The 21,463-nt window shown below is 52.9% G+C and carries 15 protein-coding genes, 1 tRNA gene, 3 rRNA genes and 1 other annotated feature; of the genes, 10 read left to right on the top strand and 9 right to left on the bottom strand.

Features of this window, described 5'->3' with window-relative positions; all coding sequences use genetic code 11:
* Nucleotides 1-57 precede the first annotated feature (57 nt).
* Entirely contained in the window at nucleotides 58-930 is an 873-nt protein-coding gene (locus tag JZ655_RS15715) for an SMP-30/gluconolactonase/LRE family protein (RefSeq protein WP_207292236.1), read from the top strand.
* On the opposite strand, the gene pheA is transcribed toward JZ655_RS15715, so the two are convergent.
* From pheA to bamD, 4 genes are all read right to left on the bottom strand, one after another.
* Complete coding sequence (pheA, locus tag JZ655_RS15710) at nucleotides 927-2,087, bottom strand: bifunctional chorismate mutase/prephenate dehydratase (RefSeq protein ID WP_207292235.1); 1,161 nt, start codon at nucleotides 2,085-2,087, stop codon at nucleotides 927-929. The genes JZ655_RS15715 and pheA overlap by 4 nt on opposite strands.
* Before the next feature lie 30 nt (nucleotides 2,088-2,117).
* Nucleotides 2,118-2,243: a sequence feature (Phe leader region), on the bottom strand.
* On the bottom strand, nucleotides 2,195-2,242 hold the full coding sequence (locus JZ655_RS21665; RefSeq protein WP_411815397.1) for a hypothetical protein: 48 nt from the start codon (nucleotides 2,240-2,242) through the stop codon (nucleotides 2,195-2,197). (Overlaps the previous feature by 48 nt.)
* 103 nt (nucleotides 2,244-2,346) lie before the next feature.
* Nucleotides 2,347-2,688 carry a ribosome-associated translation inhibitor RaiA gene (gene raiA / locus JZ655_RS15705; protein ID WP_032613238.1) on the bottom strand — a complete coding sequence of 114 codons (342 nt, stop codon included), beginning with the start codon at nucleotides 2,686-2,688 and terminating at the stop codon, nucleotides 2,347-2,349.
* A gap of 270 nt (nucleotides 2,689-2,958) precedes the next feature.
* Nucleotides 2,959-3,696, bottom strand: coding sequence for an outer membrane protein assembly factor BamD (gene bamD, locus JZ655_RS15700; protein WP_046886232.1), 738 nt, complete (start codon nucleotides 3,694-3,696; stop codon nucleotides 2,959-2,961).
* A 130-nt stretch (nucleotides 3,697-3,826) separates the two neighbouring features.
* Here bamD and rluD point away from each other — a divergent pair, with 130 nt between their 5' ends.
* The 9 genes from rluD to JZ655_RS15655 all read left to right on the top strand — a co-directional run bounded on the left by rluD (nucleotide 3,827) and on the right by JZ655_RS15655 (nucleotide 15,710).
* Complete coding sequence (rluD, locus tag JZ655_RS15695; protein ID WP_046886231.1) at nucleotides 3,827-4,807, top strand: 23S rRNA pseudouridine(1911/1915/1917) synthase RluD; 981 nt, start codon at nucleotides 3,827-3,829, stop codon at nucleotides 4,805-4,807.
* Entirely contained in the window at nucleotides 4,804-5,535 is a 732-nt protein-coding gene (gene yfiH / locus JZ655_RS15690; protein WP_207292234.1) for a purine nucleoside phosphorylase YfiH, read from the top strand. Before rluD ends, yfiH begins: the two co-directional genes overlap by 4 nt.
* A 129-nt stretch (nucleotides 5,536-5,664) precedes the next feature.
* On the top strand, nucleotides 5,665-8,238 hold the full coding sequence (gene clpB, locus JZ655_RS15685; protein ID WP_040074444.1) for an ATP-dependent chaperone ClpB: 2,574 nt from the start codon (nucleotides 5,665-5,667) through the stop codon (nucleotides 8,236-8,238).
* Between the two features lie 460 nt (nucleotides 8,239-8,698).
* Nucleotides 8,699-10,238: ribosomal RNA gene (locus JZ655_RS15680) — 16S ribosomal RNA — on the top strand.
* Nucleotides 10,239-10,325: 87 nt separating this feature from the next.
* A tRNA-Glu gene (locus JZ655_RS15675) sits at nucleotides 10,326-10,400 on the top strand.
* Between the two features lie 183 nt (nucleotides 10,401-10,583).
* Nucleotides 10,584-13,489, top strand: a 23S ribosomal RNA gene (locus JZ655_RS15670).
* A gap of 71 nt (nucleotides 13,490-13,560) precedes the next feature.
* Nucleotides 13,561-13,676 (top strand): 5S ribosomal RNA (gene rrf, locus JZ655_RS15665).
* The 16S, 23S and 5S rRNA genes sit together here with 1 tRNA gene alongside, the layout of an rRNA operon.
* Nucleotides 13,677-13,794: 118 nt before the next feature.
* On the top strand, nucleotides 13,795-14,250 hold the full coding sequence (locus JZ655_RS15660; protein WP_207292233.1) for a DUF4385 domain-containing protein: 456 nt from the start codon (nucleotides 13,795-13,797) through the stop codon (nucleotides 14,248-14,250).
* Between the two features lie 152 nt (nucleotides 14,251-14,402).
* Nucleotides 14,403-15,710 (top strand): MFS transporter, encoded by a 1,308-nt coding sequence (locus JZ655_RS15655; protein WP_207292232.1) that lies wholly within the window; start codon nucleotides 14,403-14,405, stop codon nucleotides 15,708-15,710.
* Here the strand turns inward: JZ655_RS15655 and JZ655_RS15650 are convergent.
* From JZ655_RS15650 to trxC, 5 genes are all read right to left on the bottom strand, one after another.
* Complete coding sequence (locus JZ655_RS15650) at nucleotides 15,707-16,030, bottom strand: YfiM family lipoprotein (protein ID WP_046884524.1); 324 nt, start codon at nucleotides 16,028-16,030, stop codon at nucleotides 15,707-15,709. The two genes, JZ655_RS15655 and JZ655_RS15650, sit on opposite strands and share 4 nt — an antisense overlap.
* Nucleotides 16,031-16,074: 44 nt before the next feature.
* Entirely contained in the window at nucleotides 16,075-17,430 is a 1,356-nt protein-coding gene (gene pssA / locus JZ655_RS15645) for a CDP-diacylglycerol--serine O-phosphatidyltransferase (protein WP_207293862.1), read from the bottom strand.
* 110 nt (nucleotides 17,431-17,540) lie between these two features.
* Nucleotides 17,541-20,204 (bottom strand): bifunctional acetate--CoA ligase family protein/GNAT family N-acetyltransferase, encoded by a 2,664-nt coding sequence (locus tag JZ655_RS15640; protein ID WP_207292231.1) that lies wholly within the window; start codon nucleotides 20,202-20,204, stop codon nucleotides 17,541-17,543.
* Nucleotides 20,205-20,239: 35 nt separating this feature from the next.
* Entirely contained in the window at nucleotides 20,240-20,938 is a 699-nt protein-coding gene (locus JZ655_RS15635; RefSeq protein ID WP_040074451.1) for a tRNA-uridine aminocarboxypropyltransferase, read from the bottom strand.
* Nucleotides 20,939-21,009: 71 nt separating this feature from the next.
* Nucleotides 21,010-21,429, bottom strand: coding sequence for a thioredoxin TrxC (trxC, locus tag JZ655_RS15630; protein WP_040074452.1), 420 nt, complete (start codon nucleotides 21,427-21,429; stop codon nucleotides 21,010-21,012).
* Between the last annotated feature and the right edge of the window lie 34 nt (nucleotides 21,430-21,463).

Genomic DNA, 21,463 nt, shown 5'->3' with positions numbered 1-21,463 from the left:
AGCGATGTATATACTAAAAGCCAGCAATGCTGGCTTTTTTCATTATGGGGAACGGTTATGGCTGAATTACAGCGCCTGTTTAACTACACCGGGCACTTACCGGAATGTCCAACCTGGAGCGAGGAGGAACAGGCTCTCTACTGGGCAGATATTCTTGAGGGCGAGATCCACCGCTATCATCCGGTCAACGGTGAACATTCTGTACTGGCTTTTCACGAAGAGGTGGGCTGTTTCGCGCTGCGTGAGCGGGGCGGATTTATTGTCGCCATGCGTAATGCCATCTGGCTAACGGATAAAAACGGCACCCTGCAGCGTAAAGTCTGTGATAACCCCTCTAACCCGCAGCTTGCCCGTTTCAACGATGGCGGAACTGACCCTCTCGGACGTTTCTACGCGGGTACGTTCTGGGCGCCGGGGGATTATAACGGGGCTATGCTGATGCGTATTGATAACGATCTTACGCCCAGGGTTATCCAGTGTGATATCCAGGGACATAATGGGGTGGCTTTCAGCCCGGATAGCAAGTGGATGTATACCTCAGATACGCCAAATGCGGTGATTTATCGCACTCCGCTCGATGAACAGGCCGAGCCCGGCCAACGTGAAGTGTTCTGTCAATTCGTAGAGGGCGAAGGCATTCCGGATGGCGCGGCCACGGATGTGGAAGGGTGTTACTGGAGCGCCATGTATGATGGCTGGCGTATCGCCCGGTTTTCACCCATGGGCGAGCAGCTCGAGGAATATAAACTGCCGGTACGTTGCCCCACCATGGTCTGCTTTGGCGGTGCGGATATGAAAACGCTCTTTATTACCACCACGCGTGAAAACATGAGCGCGGAAGAAGTGAAGCAATATCCTTTATCCGGCGCAATCTTCACCCTGCCAGTGAATGTGGCAGGGGTAAAGAAAAGCCTCTTTATCGAGCGTTAAGCAGGATCGACGGGCACGACATTTTCGCCAGGATAGCAGCCCAGCACTTTCATTGAGCGGGTGATATCACTTAGCTCACGCAGGGCACTCTGCATGGATGCAGATTCAAGGTTGGCCTGGATATCCAGGTAAAACATCTCTTCCCATGGGTTGCCATTAATGGGACGGGACTCCAGTTTGGTCATGATCAGGTTGTGGTTGCGTAATACCAGCAGCGCTTCAACCAGCGCGCCCGCCTGCTGCCCTGTCGCCATCAACAGCGTGGTTTTGGCTGGAACCTGGTCAGAGACATTAATTGCTTTACGTGCCAGCACAATAAAACGGGTGATATTTTGCGTCTGGTTTGCCAGGTTACGTTCCAGCACCTGTAAATGATAGAGCGCACCACCGGCTTCGCTGCCCAGTGCCGCCACGGTAGGGGAGTTAGCCTGCGCAACTTTCTCCATCGCTGCGGAGGTACTCTCGGTGTACTCAATTTTCCAGTCCGGATAGCGATTCAAAAACTGGCTGCATTGCTGGAAAGGCTGCGGGTGGCTGTAAACGGTCTTGATTTGGCTCAGGTCCGTCGAGCCGGAGACCAGCACGCAGTGGTCAATGGGGATGGTCAGTTCGCCAACCAGCGACAGGCTGGTGTGTTGCAGCAGGTCATAAACGTCGTTGATTGCCCCGGAACTGGTGTTCTCGATTGGCACCACAGCGTAATCGGCCTGGCCGGTCTCTACCTGGTTAAAGATATCAGCAAACTTCGCGCATCCGCTCTCAATAAACTCATCGAAATGACGAGCAGCATACTGGCGTGCCGCCAGGTGCGAGTAAGATCCTTTCGGGCCAAGGAAAGCAATACGGGCAGAGTGGGGATTGGTTTTATTCAGATGTTGCTGGAGTAGAGCTTGTTGGGTAAGCACCGAGTCTTCGATGATCAACTGGAACAGGCGGGTAATATAATGCGCATCCAGATGATGAGCTTTACCCAGCTGAATTAACCGCTCCATCAGGTCGCGTTCGCGGTCAATGTCACGTACCGGACGATGAGTGGCGAGCTTGGCTTTACCCACTTCAACCGCCAGGGTACGGCGTTCAGCCAGCAGTGAAAGCAATCTCTCATCCAGTGCGCTGATCTTATCGCGCAGTTCCAGTAACGGGTTTTCCTGTGTCATCGCTTTGCCTTAATCATATTATCGTTATCAATAAAAAAGGCCCCCCGGTGTGGGAGGCCTTGTTGTTCGTCTTCGCATTCTTTATCACACGACGAAACGCCTCCCAATCAGGGGAAGGTAAAAAAGAATGCGAAGAAAAACGGTTTAAGCATCAGGGAAGATTCCTTGTAAAGACAGACTTAAAGTACCTGTACTGTTTTCACCCTGTCAATAAAAAACGCGCCCGAAGGCGCGTTGGCGATAGACTCAATGTAAAGGATTACTCATCTTCAACTTCTTCAGCGAAGCTGGCGTCTTTCACCGATGTTGTGGCGCGACGGGCTTCACCTTTGTGTTGCACTTTATTGAGCTGCCGTTCCAGCTTGTTGATCAAATCGTTAATAGCGGTGTACATATCCTCGTGTTTTGCGCTGGCGACCAGATGGCCGTTAGGAGTATTGATAGTTGCATCAGCGATGAAGCCCTGCGGCTCCTTGGACAGAATGATATGTGGATTAATCAGGTGTGTTTGCCATTTATCCAGTTTGGCGAGACGGTCTGCGACGTGCTGGCGGATTGCCGGAGTAATTTCCATTTGTTTACTGGTAATGTTCATTGTCATAAATTTTACCTCTTGTCTTTCCGTCTTGGTGATTCCAGCATACCGTCTCCAATGTCAAAATGTGTGATGTAAATCACGTTATTTTGTCACTTTTTGTCAGTTCATTCTTTTTGTGAGCCAGGACAGGAAGACGTAAGTTTAACCTTGTCGAAGAGCTGATTAGGGGTCATAGTTGACTAGATTGGTAGCGGCTAAACCGCTTCAGCGAAATCACTAAACGCATAAAAAAACGGCAGCCCGAGGGCTGCCGTTTCTCTTGAGAGCGATAAATCAGGTGTTGCTGCTGTTGGCAGCAATGATTTTTGCCACTTTCTCAGCCTGGGCATTCATCTGCAGCTGGCGATAGGCGTTTTCCATCAGCTTCAGGCCATTACGCGTAGCCTGCGTATCCGGATAATCACGCAGCATTCCTTCAACGCGGTTCACCACGGCGACCCACGCGCCACGACGCGTATAGTATTCGGCAACGGAGTACTCGTATTTAGCCAGACGATCTTTCAGGAATACCAGACGTTTGCTGGCATCGGTCACGTACTGGCTGTTCGGATAACCACGAACCAGCTTGGAGAAATCGTTGAACGCATCGCGAGCGTGCTGCGGGTCGCGGTCAGAGCGATCCACGCCGAAGAAGCCTTGCAGCGCACTGTCATCCAGCGCCATGTTAGTCAGGCCGCGCATATACATCACGTAATCGATGTTAGGATGAGTCGGGTTCAGACGGATGAAACGATCGATAGTCGCCTGAGCCAGCGGGAGATCGGCGTTTTTATAGTAGGCGTAGATGAGATCCAGCTGCACTTGCTGCGAATACGGACCAAATGGATAGCGATTATCCAACGCTTCCAGTTGCGTTATCGCCTGTTTCCAGTTACCGTCCTGCAGCTTTTGCTGAGCAGTCGCATAGATTTCATTCGGCGGATTGTCAGGGACCTGTTCATTTGAACCGGAGCAGCCCACCAAAGCCAGGCTCAACGTGGCCGCTGCCACCAGATATTTCATGCGCGTCATGACGTTTTGACTTTCCTCAAATGTTTGTCCGGGAGAATCTCTTTCCTGCTCCCGATTAAGACCAGCTACAATAGCACACTATATTAAACGGCAAAGCCGTAAAACCCAACGTTAAACGAAGAAGCAGTCCATGGCACAACGAGTAGAACTCACCGCAACAGTCTCCGAAAATCAGCTCGGTCAACGCTTAGATCAAGCTTTGGCCGAAATGTTCCCTGATTATTCGCGTTCACGCATAAAAGAATGGATCCTTGACCAGCGCGTGCTGGTAAATGGCAAAGTCTGGGACAAGCCGAAAGAGAAAGTGTTAGGCGGGGAGGTTGTCGCCATTGATGTTGAGATCGAAGAAGAAGTTCGCTTTGAGCCTCAAGATATCCCGCTGAATATCGTCTACGAAGATGATGACATCCTCGTTATTAATAAGCCGCGCGACCTGGTTGTCCACCCAGGAGCAGGTAATCCTGACGGGACGGTGCTGAATGCACTCCTGCACTATTATCCGCCCATTGCTGATGTGCCGCGTGCGGGCATTGTTCACCGTCTGGATAAAGACACCACCGGCCTGATGGTGGTAGCGAAAACTATTCCGGCGCAGACGCGCCTGGTAGAGTCACTGCAGCTGCGTGAAATCACCCGTGAATATGAAGCCGTTGCAATCGGGCATATGACCGCTGGGGGCACGGTGGAGCAGCCGATCAGCCGCCACCCGACCAAACGAACGCATATGTCAGTGCATCCGATGGGTAAACCTGCGGTGACGCACTATCGCATCATGGAGCACTTCCGTATCCACACGCGCTTGCGCCTGCGTCTGGAAACGGGGCGTACGCACCAGATCCGTGTGCATATGTCACATATCACTCACCCGCTGGTGGGCGATCAGCTGTACGGTGGCCGTCCGCGTCCGCCGAAAGGTGCGTCGGAGGCGTTCATCGCCGAACTGCGTAAATTTGACCGCCAGGCGCTGCATGCGACCATGCTGCGTCTGTACCACCCGATCTCCGGTATTGAGATGGAGTGGCATGCGCCTATTCCGCAGGATATGGTGGACCTTATCGACGCCATGCGCGCCGATTTCGAAGAACATAAGGACGATGTGGACTGGTTATGACTAAAGTGATTATCCCGCAATGGCCACTGCCTGAAGGTGTGGCCGCCTGTAGTTCTACGCGTATTGGCGGCGTCAGCGAAGGGGATTGGCACTCACTGAACCTCGGGGCGCACTGCGGTGATAATCCAGAACATGTCGAAGAGAACCGCCGCCGTATGTTTACGGCTGGCCGGTTGCCGTCCAAACCGGTCTGGCTTGAACAGGTTCATGGCACTCAGGTGCTCAAACTCACTGGCGAACCTTACGTTTCAAAACGTGCTGACGCTTCCTGGAGCAATACGCCGGGTACCGTTTGTGCCGTGATGACCGCCGACTGTTTACCTGTGCTTTTCTGTAATCGCGCGGGTACGGAAGTGGGGGCTGCCCATGCAGGCTGGCGAGGCCTGTGTGCCGGCGTGCTGGAAGAGACCATCGCCTGTTTTACCGATACACCAGATAACATCCTCGCCTGGCTTGGGCCCGCAATCGGCCCTCAGGCCTTTGAAGTAGGCCCCGAAGTACGAGAGGCCTTTATGCACGCCGACCCGCAGGCGGCCAGCGCATTCACGCCAGTCGGTGAGAAGTATATGGCCGATATTTACCAGCTTGCGCGTCAGCGCTTAGCCGCGCTGGGTGTGACGCAAATTTACGGCGGCGATCGGTGTACCTTCACAGAACGGGACGAATTCTTCTCATATCGTCGCGACAAGACTACCGGTCGTATGGCAAGTTTCATTTGGCTGATATAACCTATAGAATCAAGACGATCCGGTACGTGTAGTTTTCTTTTCGCATAATTCAGGTCATTCACCTTGAATAATTGAGGGATGACCTCATTTAATCTCCAGTAGCAAATTTGACCTGTTATGGGAGGAGTTATGCGTCTGGATCGTCTTACTAATAAATTCCAGCTTGCTCTCGCTGATGCCCAGTCACTCGCACTGGGGCACGACAACCAATTTATTGAACCTCTTCATTTAATGAGCGCCTTACTGAATCAGGAAGGGGGATCAGTACGTCCTTTATTAACCTCTGCTGGCGTCAACGTCGGGCAGCTTCGTACGGCCATCGATCAGGCGTTAAGCCGTCTACCGCAGGTAGAAGGTACCGGCGGCGATGTGCAGCCATCTCAGGATCTTGTGCGGGCGCTGAACCTGTGCGACAAACTGGCGCAGAAGCGTGGGGATAATTTTATTTCGTCGGAACTCTTTGTTCTGGCTGTGCTTGATTCACGTGGCACGCTGACCGACCTGCTGAAATCTGCCGGAGCGACAACTGCTAATGTGACTCAGGCGATCGATCAAATGCGTGGAGGTGAAGGCGTGAACGATCAGGGAGCCGAAGACCAACGTCAGGCGTTGAAAAAATTTACTGTCGATCTGACCGAGCGTGCCGAGCAGGGCAAACTTGACCCGGTGATTGGCCGTGACGAAGAGATACGTCGTACTATCCAGGTACTGCAACGCCGTACTAAAAATAACCCGGTACTCATCGGTGAACCCGGGGTCGGTAAAACGGCCATCGTTGAGGGGCTGGCTCAGCGTATCGTCAACGGCGAAGTACCGGAAGGGCTGAAAGGCCGCCGCGTACTGGCGCTGGACATGGGTGCGTTGGTGGCCGGGGCGAAATACCGCGGTGAGTTCGAAGAGCGTCTGAAAGGGGTGCTGAACGATCTGGCTAAACAGGAGGGTAATGTCATCCTGTTTATTGACGAATTGCACACTATGGTGGGCGCGGGTAAAGCCGATGGGGCGATGGACGCCGGCAACATGCTGAAACCTGCACTGGCGCGTGGTGAACTGCACTGCGTAGGGGCCACTACACTTGATGAATATCGTCAATACATAGAAAAAGACGCCGCGCTGGAACGTCGATTCCAGAAGGTGTTTGTTGCAGAACCGACGGTCGAAGACACCATTGCCATTCTGCGTGGTTTAAAAGAACGTTATGAACTGCACCACCATGTGCAGATCACTGACCCGGCGATTGTGGCTGCCGCAACCTTATCGCATCGCTACATTTCCGATCGTCAGCTGCCAGACAAAGCCATCGACCTTATCGATGAAGCCGCTTCCAGCATTCGTATGCAGATTGACTCGAAGCCGGAAGAGCTCGACAGGCTCGATCGCCGCATCATCCAGCTCAAGCTGGAACAGCAGGCGTTGATGAAAGAGTCAGACGACGCCAGTAAGAAACGTCTCGACATGCTCAATGAAGAGCTGGACGACAAAGAGCGTCAGTATTCGGTATTAGAAGAAGAGTGGAAAGCAGAAAAAGCCTCTCTTTCCGGTACTCAGACTATTAAAGCCGAGCTCGAGCAGGCAAAAATTGCGATTGAGCAGGCGCGTCGTGTGGGCGATTTAGCGCGCATGTCTGAACTGCAGTACGGCAAAATACCGGAGCTCGAAAAACAGCTGGAAGCTGCAACCCAGTCTGAAGGCAAAACAATGCGCTTGCTGCGTAACAAAGTGACGGATGCAGAGATTGCGGAAGTGCTGGCGCGTTGGACCGGCATCCCCGTGGCGCGCATGATGGAGAGCGAACGCGAAAAACTGCTGCGCATGGAGCAGGATTTGCACCATCGGGTTATCGGCCAGGATGAAGCGGTTGAGGCGGTGTCGAATGCCATCCGCCGTAGTCGTGCAGGGTTATCCGATCCTAATCGTCCCATCGGTTCGTTCTTATTCCTGGGGCCAACAGGGGTCGGTAAGACGGAACTTTGTAAAGCGTTGGCGAACTTCATGTTCGATAGTGATGACGCGATGATTCGTATCGACATGTCTGAGTTTATGGAAAAACACTCGGTGTCTCGTCTGGTCGGGGCGCCTCCGGGATATGTCGGCTACGAAGAGGGCGGTTATCTGACCGAAGCGGTACGTCGTCGTCCTTATTCTGTCATCCTGTTGGATGAAGTAGAGAAAGCGCACCCGGATGTGTTTAACATTCTTCTGCAGGTACTGGATGATGGCCGTCTGACCGACGGGCAGGGGCGAACGGTTGATTTCCGTAACACCGTGGTCATTATGACCTCTAACCTGGGTTCCGATTTGATTCAGGAACGTTTTGGTGAACTGGACTATAGCCATATGAAAGATCTGGTTCTGGGTGTCGTCAGCCAAAACTTCCGTCCGGAATTCATTAACCGTATCGACGAAGTCGTAGTATTCCACCCGCTGGGTGAGAAACACATCGCGTCGATTGCCCAGATCCAGTTGCAGCGTCTGTATAAACGACTGGAAGAGCGCGGTTATGAAATTCATATTTCCGACGAAGCGCTGAAGCTGCTGAGTGCAAATGGTTATGATCCTGTTTATGGTGCTCGTCCATTGAAACGAGCAATCCAGCAACAGATAGAAAACCCGCTGGCACAGCAGATTCTTTCCGGGGAGTTGATCCCGGGCAAGGTTATCCGTCTGGAAGCCAACAACGATCGCATTGTGGCAGTGCAGTAAGTCACAAAACAGTAAAAACGAGCCGCTTGCGGCTCGTTTTTGTTTAAAAACCAGGCAATAATGCGTCTCTGACGTATAAATCGACCAAATAGTGAGCGGTTGGTAAATATTTTTAACTTTGTACTTGCGGGTTCGGAATAACTCCCTATAATGCGCCACCACTGACACGGAACAACGGCAAGCAAGCCGCCGGGTCAGAAGGGTTCTCCCGCTGAGGCGGTTGAAGAATCCCGGAGAAAAGCAAAAATAATTGCTTGACTCTGAAGCGGGAAAGCGTAATATGCACACCCCGCGCCGCAGCGAAAAACGAAGCGGCACTGCTCTTTAACAATTTATCAGACAATCTGTGTGGGCACTCAAAGTGACATGGATTCTTAATGTCTTCGGACAATAAATGAATACCAAGTCTCTGAGTGAACACGTAATTCATTACGAAGTTTAATTCACGAGCATCAAACTTAAATTGAAGAGTTTGATCATGGCTCAGATTGAACGCTGGCGGCAGGCCTAACACATGCAAGTCGGGCGGTAACACAGGGAGCTTGCTCCTGGGTGACGAGCGGCGGACGGGTGAGTAATGTCTGGGAAACTGCCTGATGGAGGGGGATAACTACTGGAAACGGTAGCTAATACCGCATAACGTCGCAAGACCAAAGAGGGGGACCTTCGGGCCTCTTGCCATCAGATGTGCCCAGATGGGATTAGCTAGTAGGTGGGGTAATGGCTCACCTAGGCGACGATCCCTAGCTGGTCTGAGAGGATGACCAGCCACACTGGAACTGAGACACGGTCCAGACTCCTACGGGAGGCAGCAGTGGGGAATATTGCACAATGGGCGCAAGCCTGATGCAGCCATGCCGCGTGTATGAAGAAGGCCTTCGGGTTGTAAAGTACTTTCAGCGAGGAGGAAGGCATTAAGGTTAATAACCTTGGTGATTGACGTTACTCGCAGAAGAAGCACCGGCTAACTCCGTGCCAGCAGCCGCGGTAATACGGAGGGTGCAAGCGTTAATCGGAATTACTGGGCGTAAAGCGCACGCAGGCGGTCTGTCAAGTCGGATGTGAAATCCCCGGGCTCAACCTGGGAACTGCATTCGAAACTGGCAGGCTAGAGTCTTGTAGAGGGGGGTAGAATTCCAGGTGTAGCGGTGAAATGCGTAGAGATCTGGAGGAATACCGGTGGCGAAGGCGGCCCCCTGGACAAAGACTGACGCTCAGGTGCGAAAGCGTGGGGAGCAAACAGGATTAGATACCCTGGTAGTCCACGCCGTAAACGATGTCGACTTGGAGGCTGTTCCCTTGAGGAGTGGCTTCCGGAGCTAACGCGTTAAGTCGACCGCCTGGGGAGTACGGCCGCAAGGTTAAAACTCAAATGAATTGACGGGGGCCCGCACAAGCGGTGGAGCATGTGGTTTAATTCGATGCAACGCGAAGAACCTTACCTACTCTTGACATCCACGGAACTTAGCAGAGATGCTTTGGTGCCTTCGGGAACCGTGAGACAGGTGCTGCATGGCTGTCGTCAGCTCGTGTTGTGAAATGTTGGGTTAAGTCCCGCAACGAGCGCAACCCTTATCCTTTGTTGCCAGCGGTCCGGCCGGGAACTCAAAGGAGACTGCCAGTGATAAACTGGAGGAAGGTGGGGATGACGTCAAGTCATCATGGCCCTTACGAGTAGGGCTACACACGTGCTACAATGGCGCATACAAAGAGAAGCGACCTCGCGAGAGCAAGCGGACCTCATAAAGTGCGTCGTAGTCCGGATTGGAGTCTGCAACTCGACTCCATGAAGTCGGAATCGCTAGTAATCGTAGATCAGAATGCTACGGTGAATACGTTCCCGGGCCTTGTACACACCGCCCGTCACACCATGGGAGTGGGTTGCAAAAGAAGTAGGTAGCTTAACCTTCGGGAGGGCGCTTACCACTTTGTGATTCATGACTGGGGTGAAGTCGTAACAAGGTAACCGTAGGGGAACCTGCGGTTGGATCACCTCCTTACCTTAAAGAACCTGCCTTTGTAGTGTCCACACAGATTGTCTGATGAAAAGTAACGAGCAAGACGGCTGCGAAGTCGCGACACTCCGTGTCCCCTTCGTCTAGCGGTTAGGACTCCGCCCTTTCACGGCGGCAACAGGGGTTCGAATCCCCTAGGGGACGCCACTTGCTGGGTGTGAGTGAAAGGCACAACCAATCAGTATCTCAAAACTAACTCAGTGAGTTATGTTTGAGATATTTGCTCTTTAAAAATCTGGATCAAGCTGAAAATTGAAACGACACACATGTTATGTGTGTTCGAGTCTCTCAAATTTTCGCAATCAGAAGTGAAACATCTTCGGGTTGTGAGGTTAAGCGACTAAGCGTACACGGTGGATGCCCTGGCAGTCAGAGGCGATGAAGGACGTGCTAATCTGCGAAAAGCGCCGGCGAGGTGATATGAACCTTTGACCCGGCGATGTCCGAATGGGGAAACCCAGTGCAACTCGTTGCACTATCGTTAACTGAATACATAGGTTAACGAGGCGAACCGGGGGAACTGAAACATCTAAGTACCCCGAGGAAAAGAAATCAACCGAGATTCCCCCAGTAGCGGCGAGCGAACGGGGAGCAGCCCAGAGTCTGAATCAGCTTGTGTGTTAGTGGAAGCGTCTGGAAAGTCGCACGGTACAGGGTGAAAGTCCCGTACACGAAAACACACTTGCTGTGAACTCGAAGAGTAGGGCGGGACACGTGGTATCCTGTCTGAATATGGGGGGACCATCCTCCAAGGCTAAATACTCCTGACTGACCGATAGTGAACCAGTACCGTGAGGGAAAGGCGAAAAGAACCCCGGCGAGGGGAGTGAAAAAGAACCTGAAACCGTGTACGTACAAGCAGTGGGAGCACCCTAGTGGTGTGACTGCGTACCTTTTGTATAATGGGTCAGCGACTTATATTCTGTAGCAAGGTTAACCGTATAGGGGAGCCGAAGGGAAACCGAGTCTTAACTGGGCGTTAAGTTGCAGGGTATAGACCCGAAACCCGGTGATCTAGCCATGGGCAGGTTGAAGGTTGGGTAACACTAACTGGAGGACCGAACCGACTAATGTTGAAAAATTAGCGGATGACCTGTGGCTGGGGGTGAAAGGCCAATCAAACCGGGAGATAGCTGGTTCTCCCCGAAAGCTATTTAGGTAGCGCCTCGTGAACTCATCTTCGGGGGTAGAGCACTGTTTCGGCTAGGGGGCCATCCCGGCTTACCAACCCGATGCAAACTACGAATACCGAAGAATGTTATCACGGGAGACACACGGCGGGTGCTAACGTCCGTCGTGAAGAGGGAAACAACCCAGACCGCCAGCTAAGGTCCCAAAGTCATGGTTAAGTGGGAAACGATGTGGGAAGGCACAGACAGCCAGGATGTTGGCTTAGAAGCAGCCATCATTTAAAGAAAGCGTAATAGCTCACTGGTCGAGTCGGCCTGCGCGGAAGATGTAACGGGGCTAAACCATGCACCGAAGCTGCGGCAGCGACACTTAGGTGTTGTTGGGTAGGGGAGCGTTCTGTAAGCCGTTGAAGGTGTGCTGTGAGGCATGCTGGAGGTATCAGAAGTGCGAATGCTGACATAAGTAACGATAAAGCGGGTGAAAAGCCCGCTCGCCGGAAGACCAAGGGTTCCTGTCCAACGTTAATCGGGGCAGGGTGAGTCGACCCCTAAGGCGAGGCCGAAAGGCGTAGTCGATGGGAAACAGGTTAATATTCCTGTACTTGGTGTTACTGCGAAGGGGGGACGGAGAAGGCTATGTTAGCCGGGCGACGGTTGTCCCGGTTTAAGCATGTAGGCGGAGGTTCCAGGTAAATCCGGTTCCTTTTTAACGCTGAGGTGTGATGACGAGGCACTACGGTGCTGAAGTAACAAATGCCCTGCTTCCAGGAAAAGCCTCTAAGCATCAGGTAACACGAAATCGTACCCCAAACCGACACAGGTGGTCAGGTAGAGAATACCAAGGCGCTTGAGAGAACTCGGGTGAAGGAACTAGGCAAAATGGTGCCGTAACTTCGGGAGAAGGCACGCTGATGTGTAGGTGAAGCCCCTGCGGGTGGAGCTGAAATCAGTCGAAGATACCAGCTGGCTGCAACTGTTTATTAAAAACACAGCACTGTGCAAACACGAAAGTGGACGTATACGGTGTGACGCCTGCCCGGTGCCGGAAGGTTAATTGATGGGGTTAGCGGCAACGCGAAGCTCTTGATCGAAGCCCCGGTAAACGGCGGCCGTAACTATAACGGTCCTAAGGTAGCGAAATTCCTTGTCGGGTAAGTTCCGACCTGCACGAATGGCGTAATGATGGCCAGGCTGTCTCCACCCGAGACTCAGTGAAATTGAACTCGCTGTGAAGATGCAGTGTACCCGCGGCAAGACGGAAAGACCCCGTGAACCTTTACTATAGCTTGACACTGAACACTGGTCCTTGATGTGTAGGATAGGTGGGAGGCTTTGAAGCGTGGACGCCAGTCTGCGTGGAGCCATCCTTGAAATACCACCCTTTAATGGCTGGTGTTCTAACGTAGACCCGTAATCCGGGTTGCGGACAGTGTCTGGTGGGTAGTTTGACTGGGGCGGTCTCCTCCTAAAGAGTAACGGAGGAGCACGAAGGTTAGCTAATCCTGGTCGGACATCAGGAGGTTAGTGCAATGGCATAAGCTAGCTTGACTGCGAGAGTGACGGCTCGAGCAGGTGCGAAAGCAGGTCATAGTGATCCGGTGGTTCTGAATGGAAGGGCCATCGCTCAACGGATAAAAGGTACTCCGGGGATAACAGGCTGATACCGCCCAAGAGTTCATATCGACGGCGGTGTTTGGCACCTCGATGTCGGCTCATCACATCCTGGGGCTGAAGTAGGTCCCAAGGGTATGGCTGTTCGCCATTTAAAGTGGTACGCGAGCTGGGTTTAGAACGTCGTGAGACAGTTCGGTCCCTATCTGCCGTGGGCGCTGGAGAATTGAGGGGGGCTGCTCCTAGTACGAGAGGACCGGAGTGGACGCATCACTGGTGTTCGGGTTGTCATGCCAATGGCACTGCCCGGTAGCTAAATGCGGAAGAGATAAGTGCTGAAAGCATCTAAGCACGAAACTTGCCCCGAGATGAGTTCTCCCTGACTCCCTGAGAGTCCTGAAGGAACGTTGAAGACTACGACGTTGATAGGTCGGGTGTGTAAGCGTAGCGATACGTTGAGCTAACCGATACTAATGAACCGTGAGGCTTAACCTTACAACGCCGAAGCTGTTTCGGCGAAGAGACAGAGACAATTTTCAGCTGTGATACAGATTTAACAGAATTTGCCTGGCGGCTTTAGCGCGGTGGTCCCACCTGACCCCATGCCGAACTCAGAAGTGAAACGCCGTAGCGCCGATGGTAGTGTGGGGTCTCCCCATGCGAGAGTAGGGAACTGCCAGGCATCAATTAAGAAGAACCCCGTACCGTAAGGTGCGGGGTTTTTTGCTTTGCATTCGCATACGGCACGTTCACTATTCTCTGGCTAAAATAATAAAACAAATCACAGCAGTGAGGTTATTTTGCCGAACCCTCCTTTTAACTACCAACAAGATTTCGCCAACATAAACTTTCGCGAGCATCCGGAGCTCTACCAGGTCGGACGAGGAGAGCAGGGGGTATTATTGGTTGAACCTTATAAAAGTGAAATTCTCCCCCACTGGCGCTATAAAAATGCTGAAGTTGCCACGACGTCCGCCCAGGAAATTTACGCTTTGTTCGAGCAATATCGGCAGAAGAATGACTTTGTCGGCATGGACATGGCCCGTAAATTCATTCAGATGGGATATACCCGTGCCAGACGCTATGCGAACCATAAAGGAGGAAGAAAATATGACGAAGATCGTAACGTGAAGCCATTAGATCACGATCCGGTGAAGGCCGAAGCGGCCAAAATCTTTAAAACGTGGTGGGATAAAATCCGCGCAGATGAGGACTATCTGCAACGAAAACAAGAGCATCAAAAGAAATGGGGCTAGGAGACATCACCAGAAGTTATCTTTTTTATGATTTGCCTCACAAAATTTAATGAAACATAAAAATAACAAGTTTTTTACCTAACGCTACATTTTAAATGCGGTTTTACTTGGTATGGGTGCAATGGCCCGCAATGTAAGACAGGGGATTTAAAATGACAGAAACCGTAGCCAGTACAGATACGGATCATAAACAGAGCGCGGTGCAAGATACCCGCCGCAGAATCTGGGCAATCGTTGGTGCCTCTTCAGGTAACCTGGTGGAGTGGTTTGACTTCTACGTCTACTCATTCTGTTCACTCTATTTTGCTCACATCTTCTTTCCATCCGGTAACACCACGACCCAGTTGCTGCAGACAGCAGGCGTTTTTGCAGCTGGATTTTTGATGCGTCCTATCGGTGGCTGGCTATTTGGCCGCATTGCCGATCGTAAAGGGCGTAAAACCTCTATGCTGATTTCAGTCTGCATGATGTGCTTTGGATCGCTAGTGATCGCGTGTCTGCCCGGCTATGCCGTTATCGGCACCTGGGCTCCGGCGCTCTTACTGCTCGCTCGTCTATTCCAGGGATTATCCGTCGGCGGTGAATATGGCACGAGCGCGACCTATATGAGTGAAGTCGCCGTGGAAGGGCGCAAAGGTTTTTATGCTTCCTTCCAGTACGTAACGCTCATAGGCGGTCAACTGTTAGCCATACTGGCTGTGGTGATCCTGCAGCAGGTGCTGAGCGATGAAGATCTACGTGCATGGGGATGGCGCGTACCTTTTGCGCTGGGGGCAGTGTTGGCAATAGTGGCACTGTGGCTACGCCGTCAACTGGATGAAACGTCACAGAAAGAGGTGCGCTCGCTGAAAGAGGCGGGTTCATTCAAGGGGCTATGGCGCAACCGAAAGGCATTTTTGATGGTGCTCGGTTTTACGGCGGGGGGATCGCTTACCTTCTATACCTTCACTACCTATATGCAGAAGTATCTGGTCAATACGACAGGTATGCACGCTAATGTGGCGAGTATGGTTATGACTGTGGCGCTTTTTGTCTTTATGCTGATCCAGCCTGTAATCGGCGCGCTGTCGGATAAAATTGGTCGCCGTAGTTCAATGCTTATATTCGGGGGAATGTCGACGTTATGCACCGTGCCTATCCTGACGGCATTACAACATGTCTCCTCACCTTACGCCGCCTTCGCGCTGGTGATGGTGGCACTTATTATCGCCAGCTTTTACACCTCGATCAGTGGCATTCTTAAAGCCGAAATGTTTCCAGCTCAGGTGCGTGCGCTTGGGGTTGGGTTGTCTTATGCGGTGGCCAATGCCCTTTTTGGTGGCTCGGCCGAGTATGTGGCGCTTTCATTGAAATCGATAGGTAGCGAGACGATCTTTTTCTGGTACGTCACGCTCATGGGCGCGCTGGCGTTCATCGTCTCCTTAATGCTGCACCGTAAAGGCAAAGGTATTCGTCTTTAGTGATCAGCCAGCTGCCATAGGGTATAGCCGGTGGTTGCGCCGGCGATATCCCAGGCAAAATCCTTCCAGCTCCAGCCGCTTCCTGCCGGGCGGCTGTCCCAAAATTCCTTACTGGCCCCCAGACTGACCGAGAACATCAGTCCGTAAGCTGCGCTGCGATCGCGGCTATAGCCCTGGTGCCGGGCATATTCATTCCCGGCGGCGGAGAGCATAGCGGAAGCCAGAAAGTGTTGGGCTTTATCCTGGCCCGCCCAGCTGTCTTGTGCCATGTGGCTACAGCCGCACAGTAGACAACAGCCCAGGAGAAGGAGATATCGCATTGCAACCTCCATAAAAAAGCCCCGTCAATGACGGGGCAGGTGCATTACAGAATACGGCTGATAAGCCGATCAATACGAATGCGGCGTAAACGGCGTATCAGCTTACGCACTTTTACCGGATAGTCAGCGATACTTTGCAGATCGCGGTAGTGGTTCACTATGGTGGTGTGCGTGCGGATCAGATCCAGCTCGCGTTCACGCTGTACCGATAGCTCTTTACGCGGATCGTGGATCAGGATCGCATTCTCAAGATCAAGTCGCCATGCGCGCGGGTTAAGGTTATTCCCCGTCATCAGCATCCATTCATCGTCAACCCACATTCCCTTCAGGTGATAGCTATTATCTTCGTGCTTCCACAGACGCACGATCAGCTGATCGGTATTCACATAATACTGAAGGCGGCTCAGGAAGCGGCGCAGGTTGATCTCGTAGAGATAAGGCAGCGCACCGATGATTTTAAACGGTTGATCTTCAGGGATATAAAAATCGTTTGCCGTTTTATCGCCAACGATGATTTCCACTTTTTTACCATCGCGCAGTAGCTGGATGATGCTACGAACCAACACTGCCGGCAAATTGAAGTAGGGGGTACAAATCGTCAGTTTCTCGTTTGTACAGGGCATCAAATGGAAGATGGTTTTATTTAACAGGCTCGATTTGCCAAGGCCGACCAGCGGTGTAACCGAGAGCTGGTCGTTATCGGCATCGCCCTGGAAATGGAATGCAGCATCACGCAACTCCTGACGGAATAAGCGAATGTCATTTTTGATTTCCGGGCTTTTAGGGCGATGGGGATCATCAAGGCGATTAACGCCACGGCCGTGTACCAGGTTCTGATCGACCCATGCAAACATCACGTCCGCCATACGCGCATTGCGTACCAGGTGGTAACGATCGTAACGGTACTTATCAAGCTGATGCAGGTAAACGTCATTCAGGCTGGCGCCGCTATAGAGCACGCTGTCATCAATGATGAAACCTTTGAAATGCAGTACGCCCAGGGCTTCACGGGTGTTTACAGGGACACCGTAAACCGGAACGTCAACGCCCGGATTCTGCTGGGCCATGCGGCAATACCAGTCAGCGTTGGTGTTAGAGGCAGCATCGCCGATGCGTCCGCGCTGTGCCCGATGCCAGTCGACCAGTACACGCACGTCCAGTTCCGGACGCTGGCGCTTTGCTTCATAAATTGCGTGTAAAATAGCGCTGCCGCCTTCATCCTGTTCAAGATAAAGCGCCACGATGCAAATACGTTGCGTCGCGCTGGCAATTTTTTCCAGAAGCGTTTCCCGAAAATGGGCGGGAGCGTAAAAGAACTCGACATCATCAACTGACTGAGAAATCTTCGGTAGTTGAGCAAGGTGTTGTTGATGTTTGTTGCGCTTAAATTTTGACAACATCACAGTGCGTTTCTTCTCTGTTCATTGAAGGGTTATCTGTACTAAGCAGACAACAGAAGCGGACAATCATATCATTAGTACCCGCGAAAGTGGTCAACATTTCCAGTACCTTACTCTTGTTTACCCTGCTGCATCAGATGCAGCGTTAGCCCCACGATGCCTTCTTCAAGCTGCACATCTATGGTAAATCCAAGTTTTCGCGCCAGGGCGATCATGCCCCTATTGTTAGGCATAGTAATACCATTAAGGCGCAGTAATCCGTGATCGCGCGTATAGCTAATGAGCTTCTCCAGCAGCCGTCGCCCAAGACCTAATCCTTTCAGATCCGAGCGAACCAGCACGGCGAATTCAGCATCGACGTTATCAGGATCCGAAATGGCGCGCGTTACGCCGAGTATCTCATCACCTTCAGGGGTTCGCCGAACGGCAACAAACGCCATTTCCCGATCGTAGTCGATCTGCGTCATGTTAGCTAAATCTTCATGGGTAAATTCATTGATTTCGCTGAAATAGCGATAGTAGAGATCCTCTTTAGTCACCTGAGCGATAAAGCGCTGCAACTGCGGTTCATCTTCCGGCAGGATAGGGCGGAACAGCGATTTTTCACCGTTTTTCATCTCGACCCACTCTTCCAGCTGCTGTGGGTAAGGGCGAATAGCCAGCCGGCTTTCGCGATCGCCGCTGAAGGCTGCTACATCCATGGTGACATCCAGAGCGGTCATCTCACTGCCTGACGCCAGCAGAGGATGAATATCCAGACGCTGAATTTCTGGGGTATCCACGATCAGGTTAGAGACCTGCACGAGGAACTGGCTCAGTCCGGCAATATCCAGAGGTCGGAGTGCACTGCGCCCGCGGATCTTTTTGCTCTTGATCGCCTGGATCACCAGATATCGTGCCAGGTTCATGTTCAGCGGCGGCAGAGCCACCACAGCCTGCTCCTCCGGATGCCATTCCACGCCCCCTTCACCAAGCATGATCAACGGGCCAAATACCGGATCGTGCTCAACGACCACCCTCAACTCTTGCGCGCCGGCGCGGTTGGCCATGCTTTGTACCAACAGGCCATGGATGCGTGCCCGGGGCCAGGTCATTTTAACTCGATCGATGATGGCATCGGCCGCCTGCTGAACCTCTGCGGCCGTGCGCAGATAGAGCATAACGCCCTGAACTTCAGACTTATGAGGGATATCCGGAGAACGCAGCTTAAGGGCGACCGGATAGCCGATCTGCTCGGCGATATGTACGGCTTCTGCGCTATCGCTGGCAATCCAGGTAGGCAGGGTATTCAGACCGTACGCCTGAAGAATCGGTTGCACCTCATGGGTATCCAGCGCACGCGCACCCTCATCAATGGCACGCTGTAACAGATTACGGGCACCGCTGGTGTTCGCGGTCAGATTGCCGGGAAGCGCGGGCGTTTCACGCAACTGTTTCTGGTTACGTCGGTACTCCACCATATGCATAAACGCGGTGATAGTCCCTTCGGGGGTCCGGTAGGTCGGCAGCCCTGCTTCACTGAACAGGCGGCGTGCCTCCTGGGATGAAAACTCACCGCACCAGTTGGTCAGTACAGAGACATACTTGCCACGTGGATGATTTTTAATGCCATCAATCAGCGCCCGCGCGCTCTCGCTGCCCGGGGCAACGGCACTGGGCGAGTGAATGACCATCAGAGCATCGAAATCCTGACTGTCGAGCAGAAGGCTAAGGGCCGTTAAATAGTGCTGATTGCTGGCATCGTCACGGAGATCAAGCGGATTGCCCGGCTCAACGCCTGCGGGCAAGGCCTCGCGCAGTCGTTGTAACGTCTCTTCGCTAAGGGTGGCGAGTTTACCATTACGCAACCAGAGCTCATCGAGGGCCAGTGCGGCCGGGGCTGCGCCATTACTGATAATCATCAGCCTCTCTCCACGAAGCGGGCGCATATGGCTCAGCGTTTCAACGGCGGAGAAGAGTTCATGCGTGTCCTGCACGCGTAACAGACCCGCGCGCTGAATGGCGGCATCCCAGGCCGGATCCATTCCGGAGTGGGAGTGCAATAACCGTTGGGCTGCCGGACTACGTCCGCTTTTGATCACCAGGATAGGTTTATTGCGCGACGCGCTACGCGCCGCAGAGACAAACCGCCGCGCATCACTCAGATGTTCAAGATAGAGCAGGATAGCGCTGGTTTTGCTGTCTCTCGCCAAAAAATCGAGCAGCTCATCCACGTCGATGTCGAGGCTATCACCCAGCGCGATAAAATACGAAAAGCCCATCTCACGTTGCTGAGCCCAGTCGAGAATAGTATTGGAAACCGCTGCCGATTGGGAGATAAATGCCAGCTTGCCTTTACGAATGGGCACCGGAGAAAAACTGGCATTCAGACCCTGCCAGGGGGCCAGCAGGCCGAGGCTGTTTGGGCCAAGCAAACGCATTTGATAACGTGCCGCGCAGGCCAGCAGGTCGTTGTGCTGTTCAGGAGGAGAGGAGAGGATGATGCAGGTTTTACCCCCTTTCTTGCCGAGCGCTTCCAGCAGATCCAGATTGCGCCGGGCGTGCGTGCAGAGCACCGCCAGGTCGGGGATATAAGGTAAGCTTTCGACATCCGGCCAGGCAAGTACCCCCTGCACCGCCTTCCAGGCAGGGGTAACGGGCAGCACAGGCCCGCTGAAGCCGCCAGCCAACAGGTTGCGCATCATCAGATAGCCAGCGCGTTCGGGCTTCATTGACGCGCCGATAACGGCGATGGATTTGGGGCGGAGTAAGGCTTCTAACCCACGCTGGCTCATTCAGGTCTCCTGAGAGTACGAGTGACCTGATGATTTTAAACGCTTTCTGACTCGGCTGCTGTGACGCTTCCCTTATGTACGGTTTTTCCGGCCAGATAACGTTCGCGAAAACAGGAAAAATGCTGACCCAATGCGCCAGCCGCCTGGCGATCGCCTGCCAGATCCAGCAAGGCAATGGCAACCTCGGCGGTACAATACTGGCCGTCTGCATGCGCTTCGCGCAGCCGGTAGGCTGAGACGCGAGAGAGATCTACAGAGATCACCGGCAGCGCATCAAGATAAGGGCTTTTACGAAACATTTTGCGCGCTTCTGTCCAGGTACCGTCCAGCATGATGAACAGCGGCGGTTTTCCCGTCGCCGGCGTCGTCAACACCTGGCGATCCGGGCCGGCATAAGAGGCGGGGAACACCACCATCGGCTGATAAGCGTCACTGGCTACCAGCTCTAGTAGCGCCTCTGGCGGCTCGGTGCGCGACCATTGAAACGCGACGGTATCTGGCAGGATATCGGCAATCAATCGCCCGGTATTGCTGGGTTTCATGGGTTCTGTATCGAACATCACCAGGCAAAAGCGGCTGGTAGCATGGCTTGGCGTCAGGGTAGCGCACAGACACTGTTTCAGCGGTAACAAACAGCGTTGGCAGCGTCGGATGCGGTTGCCACGGGCGAGAAAAGGGCGCGTTGCGCGGGCAAGGCGTTCAGCACGCAGTTGCAATACGGCGTTATCAGTCATGATAGATGCGCAGAAAAAACGCCATTTTCGCAGAGGAGTGGGCGGGGCACAAGCGGTGTGCCCCGGGTATGTCAGAGGGATTCGTTCAGCCAGCTATCGAAGGGGGCTTTGGGTACCGCGCCGTTCAGCATATCGATGACTTCACCATTCTTGAAAATCATAATGGTGGGAATACTGCGAATGCGGAAGCGAGCACTCAGTTCACGCTCTGCTTCGGTGTTCACTTTCACAAAGCGCATCTTCCCGCTACGCTCTTCAGCCACATCTTCAAAGATAGGGGCAAAGTTACGGCAAGGACCGCACCATGGCGCCCAGAAATCCACGACCACCGGCAGATCGTCCTTCAGCAGTTTATCCAGAGTTGCACCGGTAGCGTTGATGACATCACCATCGAACAATTCATGACCGCAACGTCCGCATTTAGCCACATCATCAATTCGGTCTTCCGGAATGCGATTAAGGGCCTGGCAGTTGGCACATACGGTATTCATAACTAACCTCAGGAATAGCAGTGGAACATAGCGG

Origin of the sequence: Leclercia pneumoniae (assembly GCF_017348915.1) — a bacterium.
Lineage (GTDB): Bacteria > Pseudomonadota > Gammaproteobacteria > Enterobacterales > Enterobacteriaceae > Enterobacter > Enterobacter pneumoniae.
The sequence above is the reverse complement of the archived record's forward strand: the minus strand, read 5'-3'. Positions and strand labels throughout refer to the sequence as shown.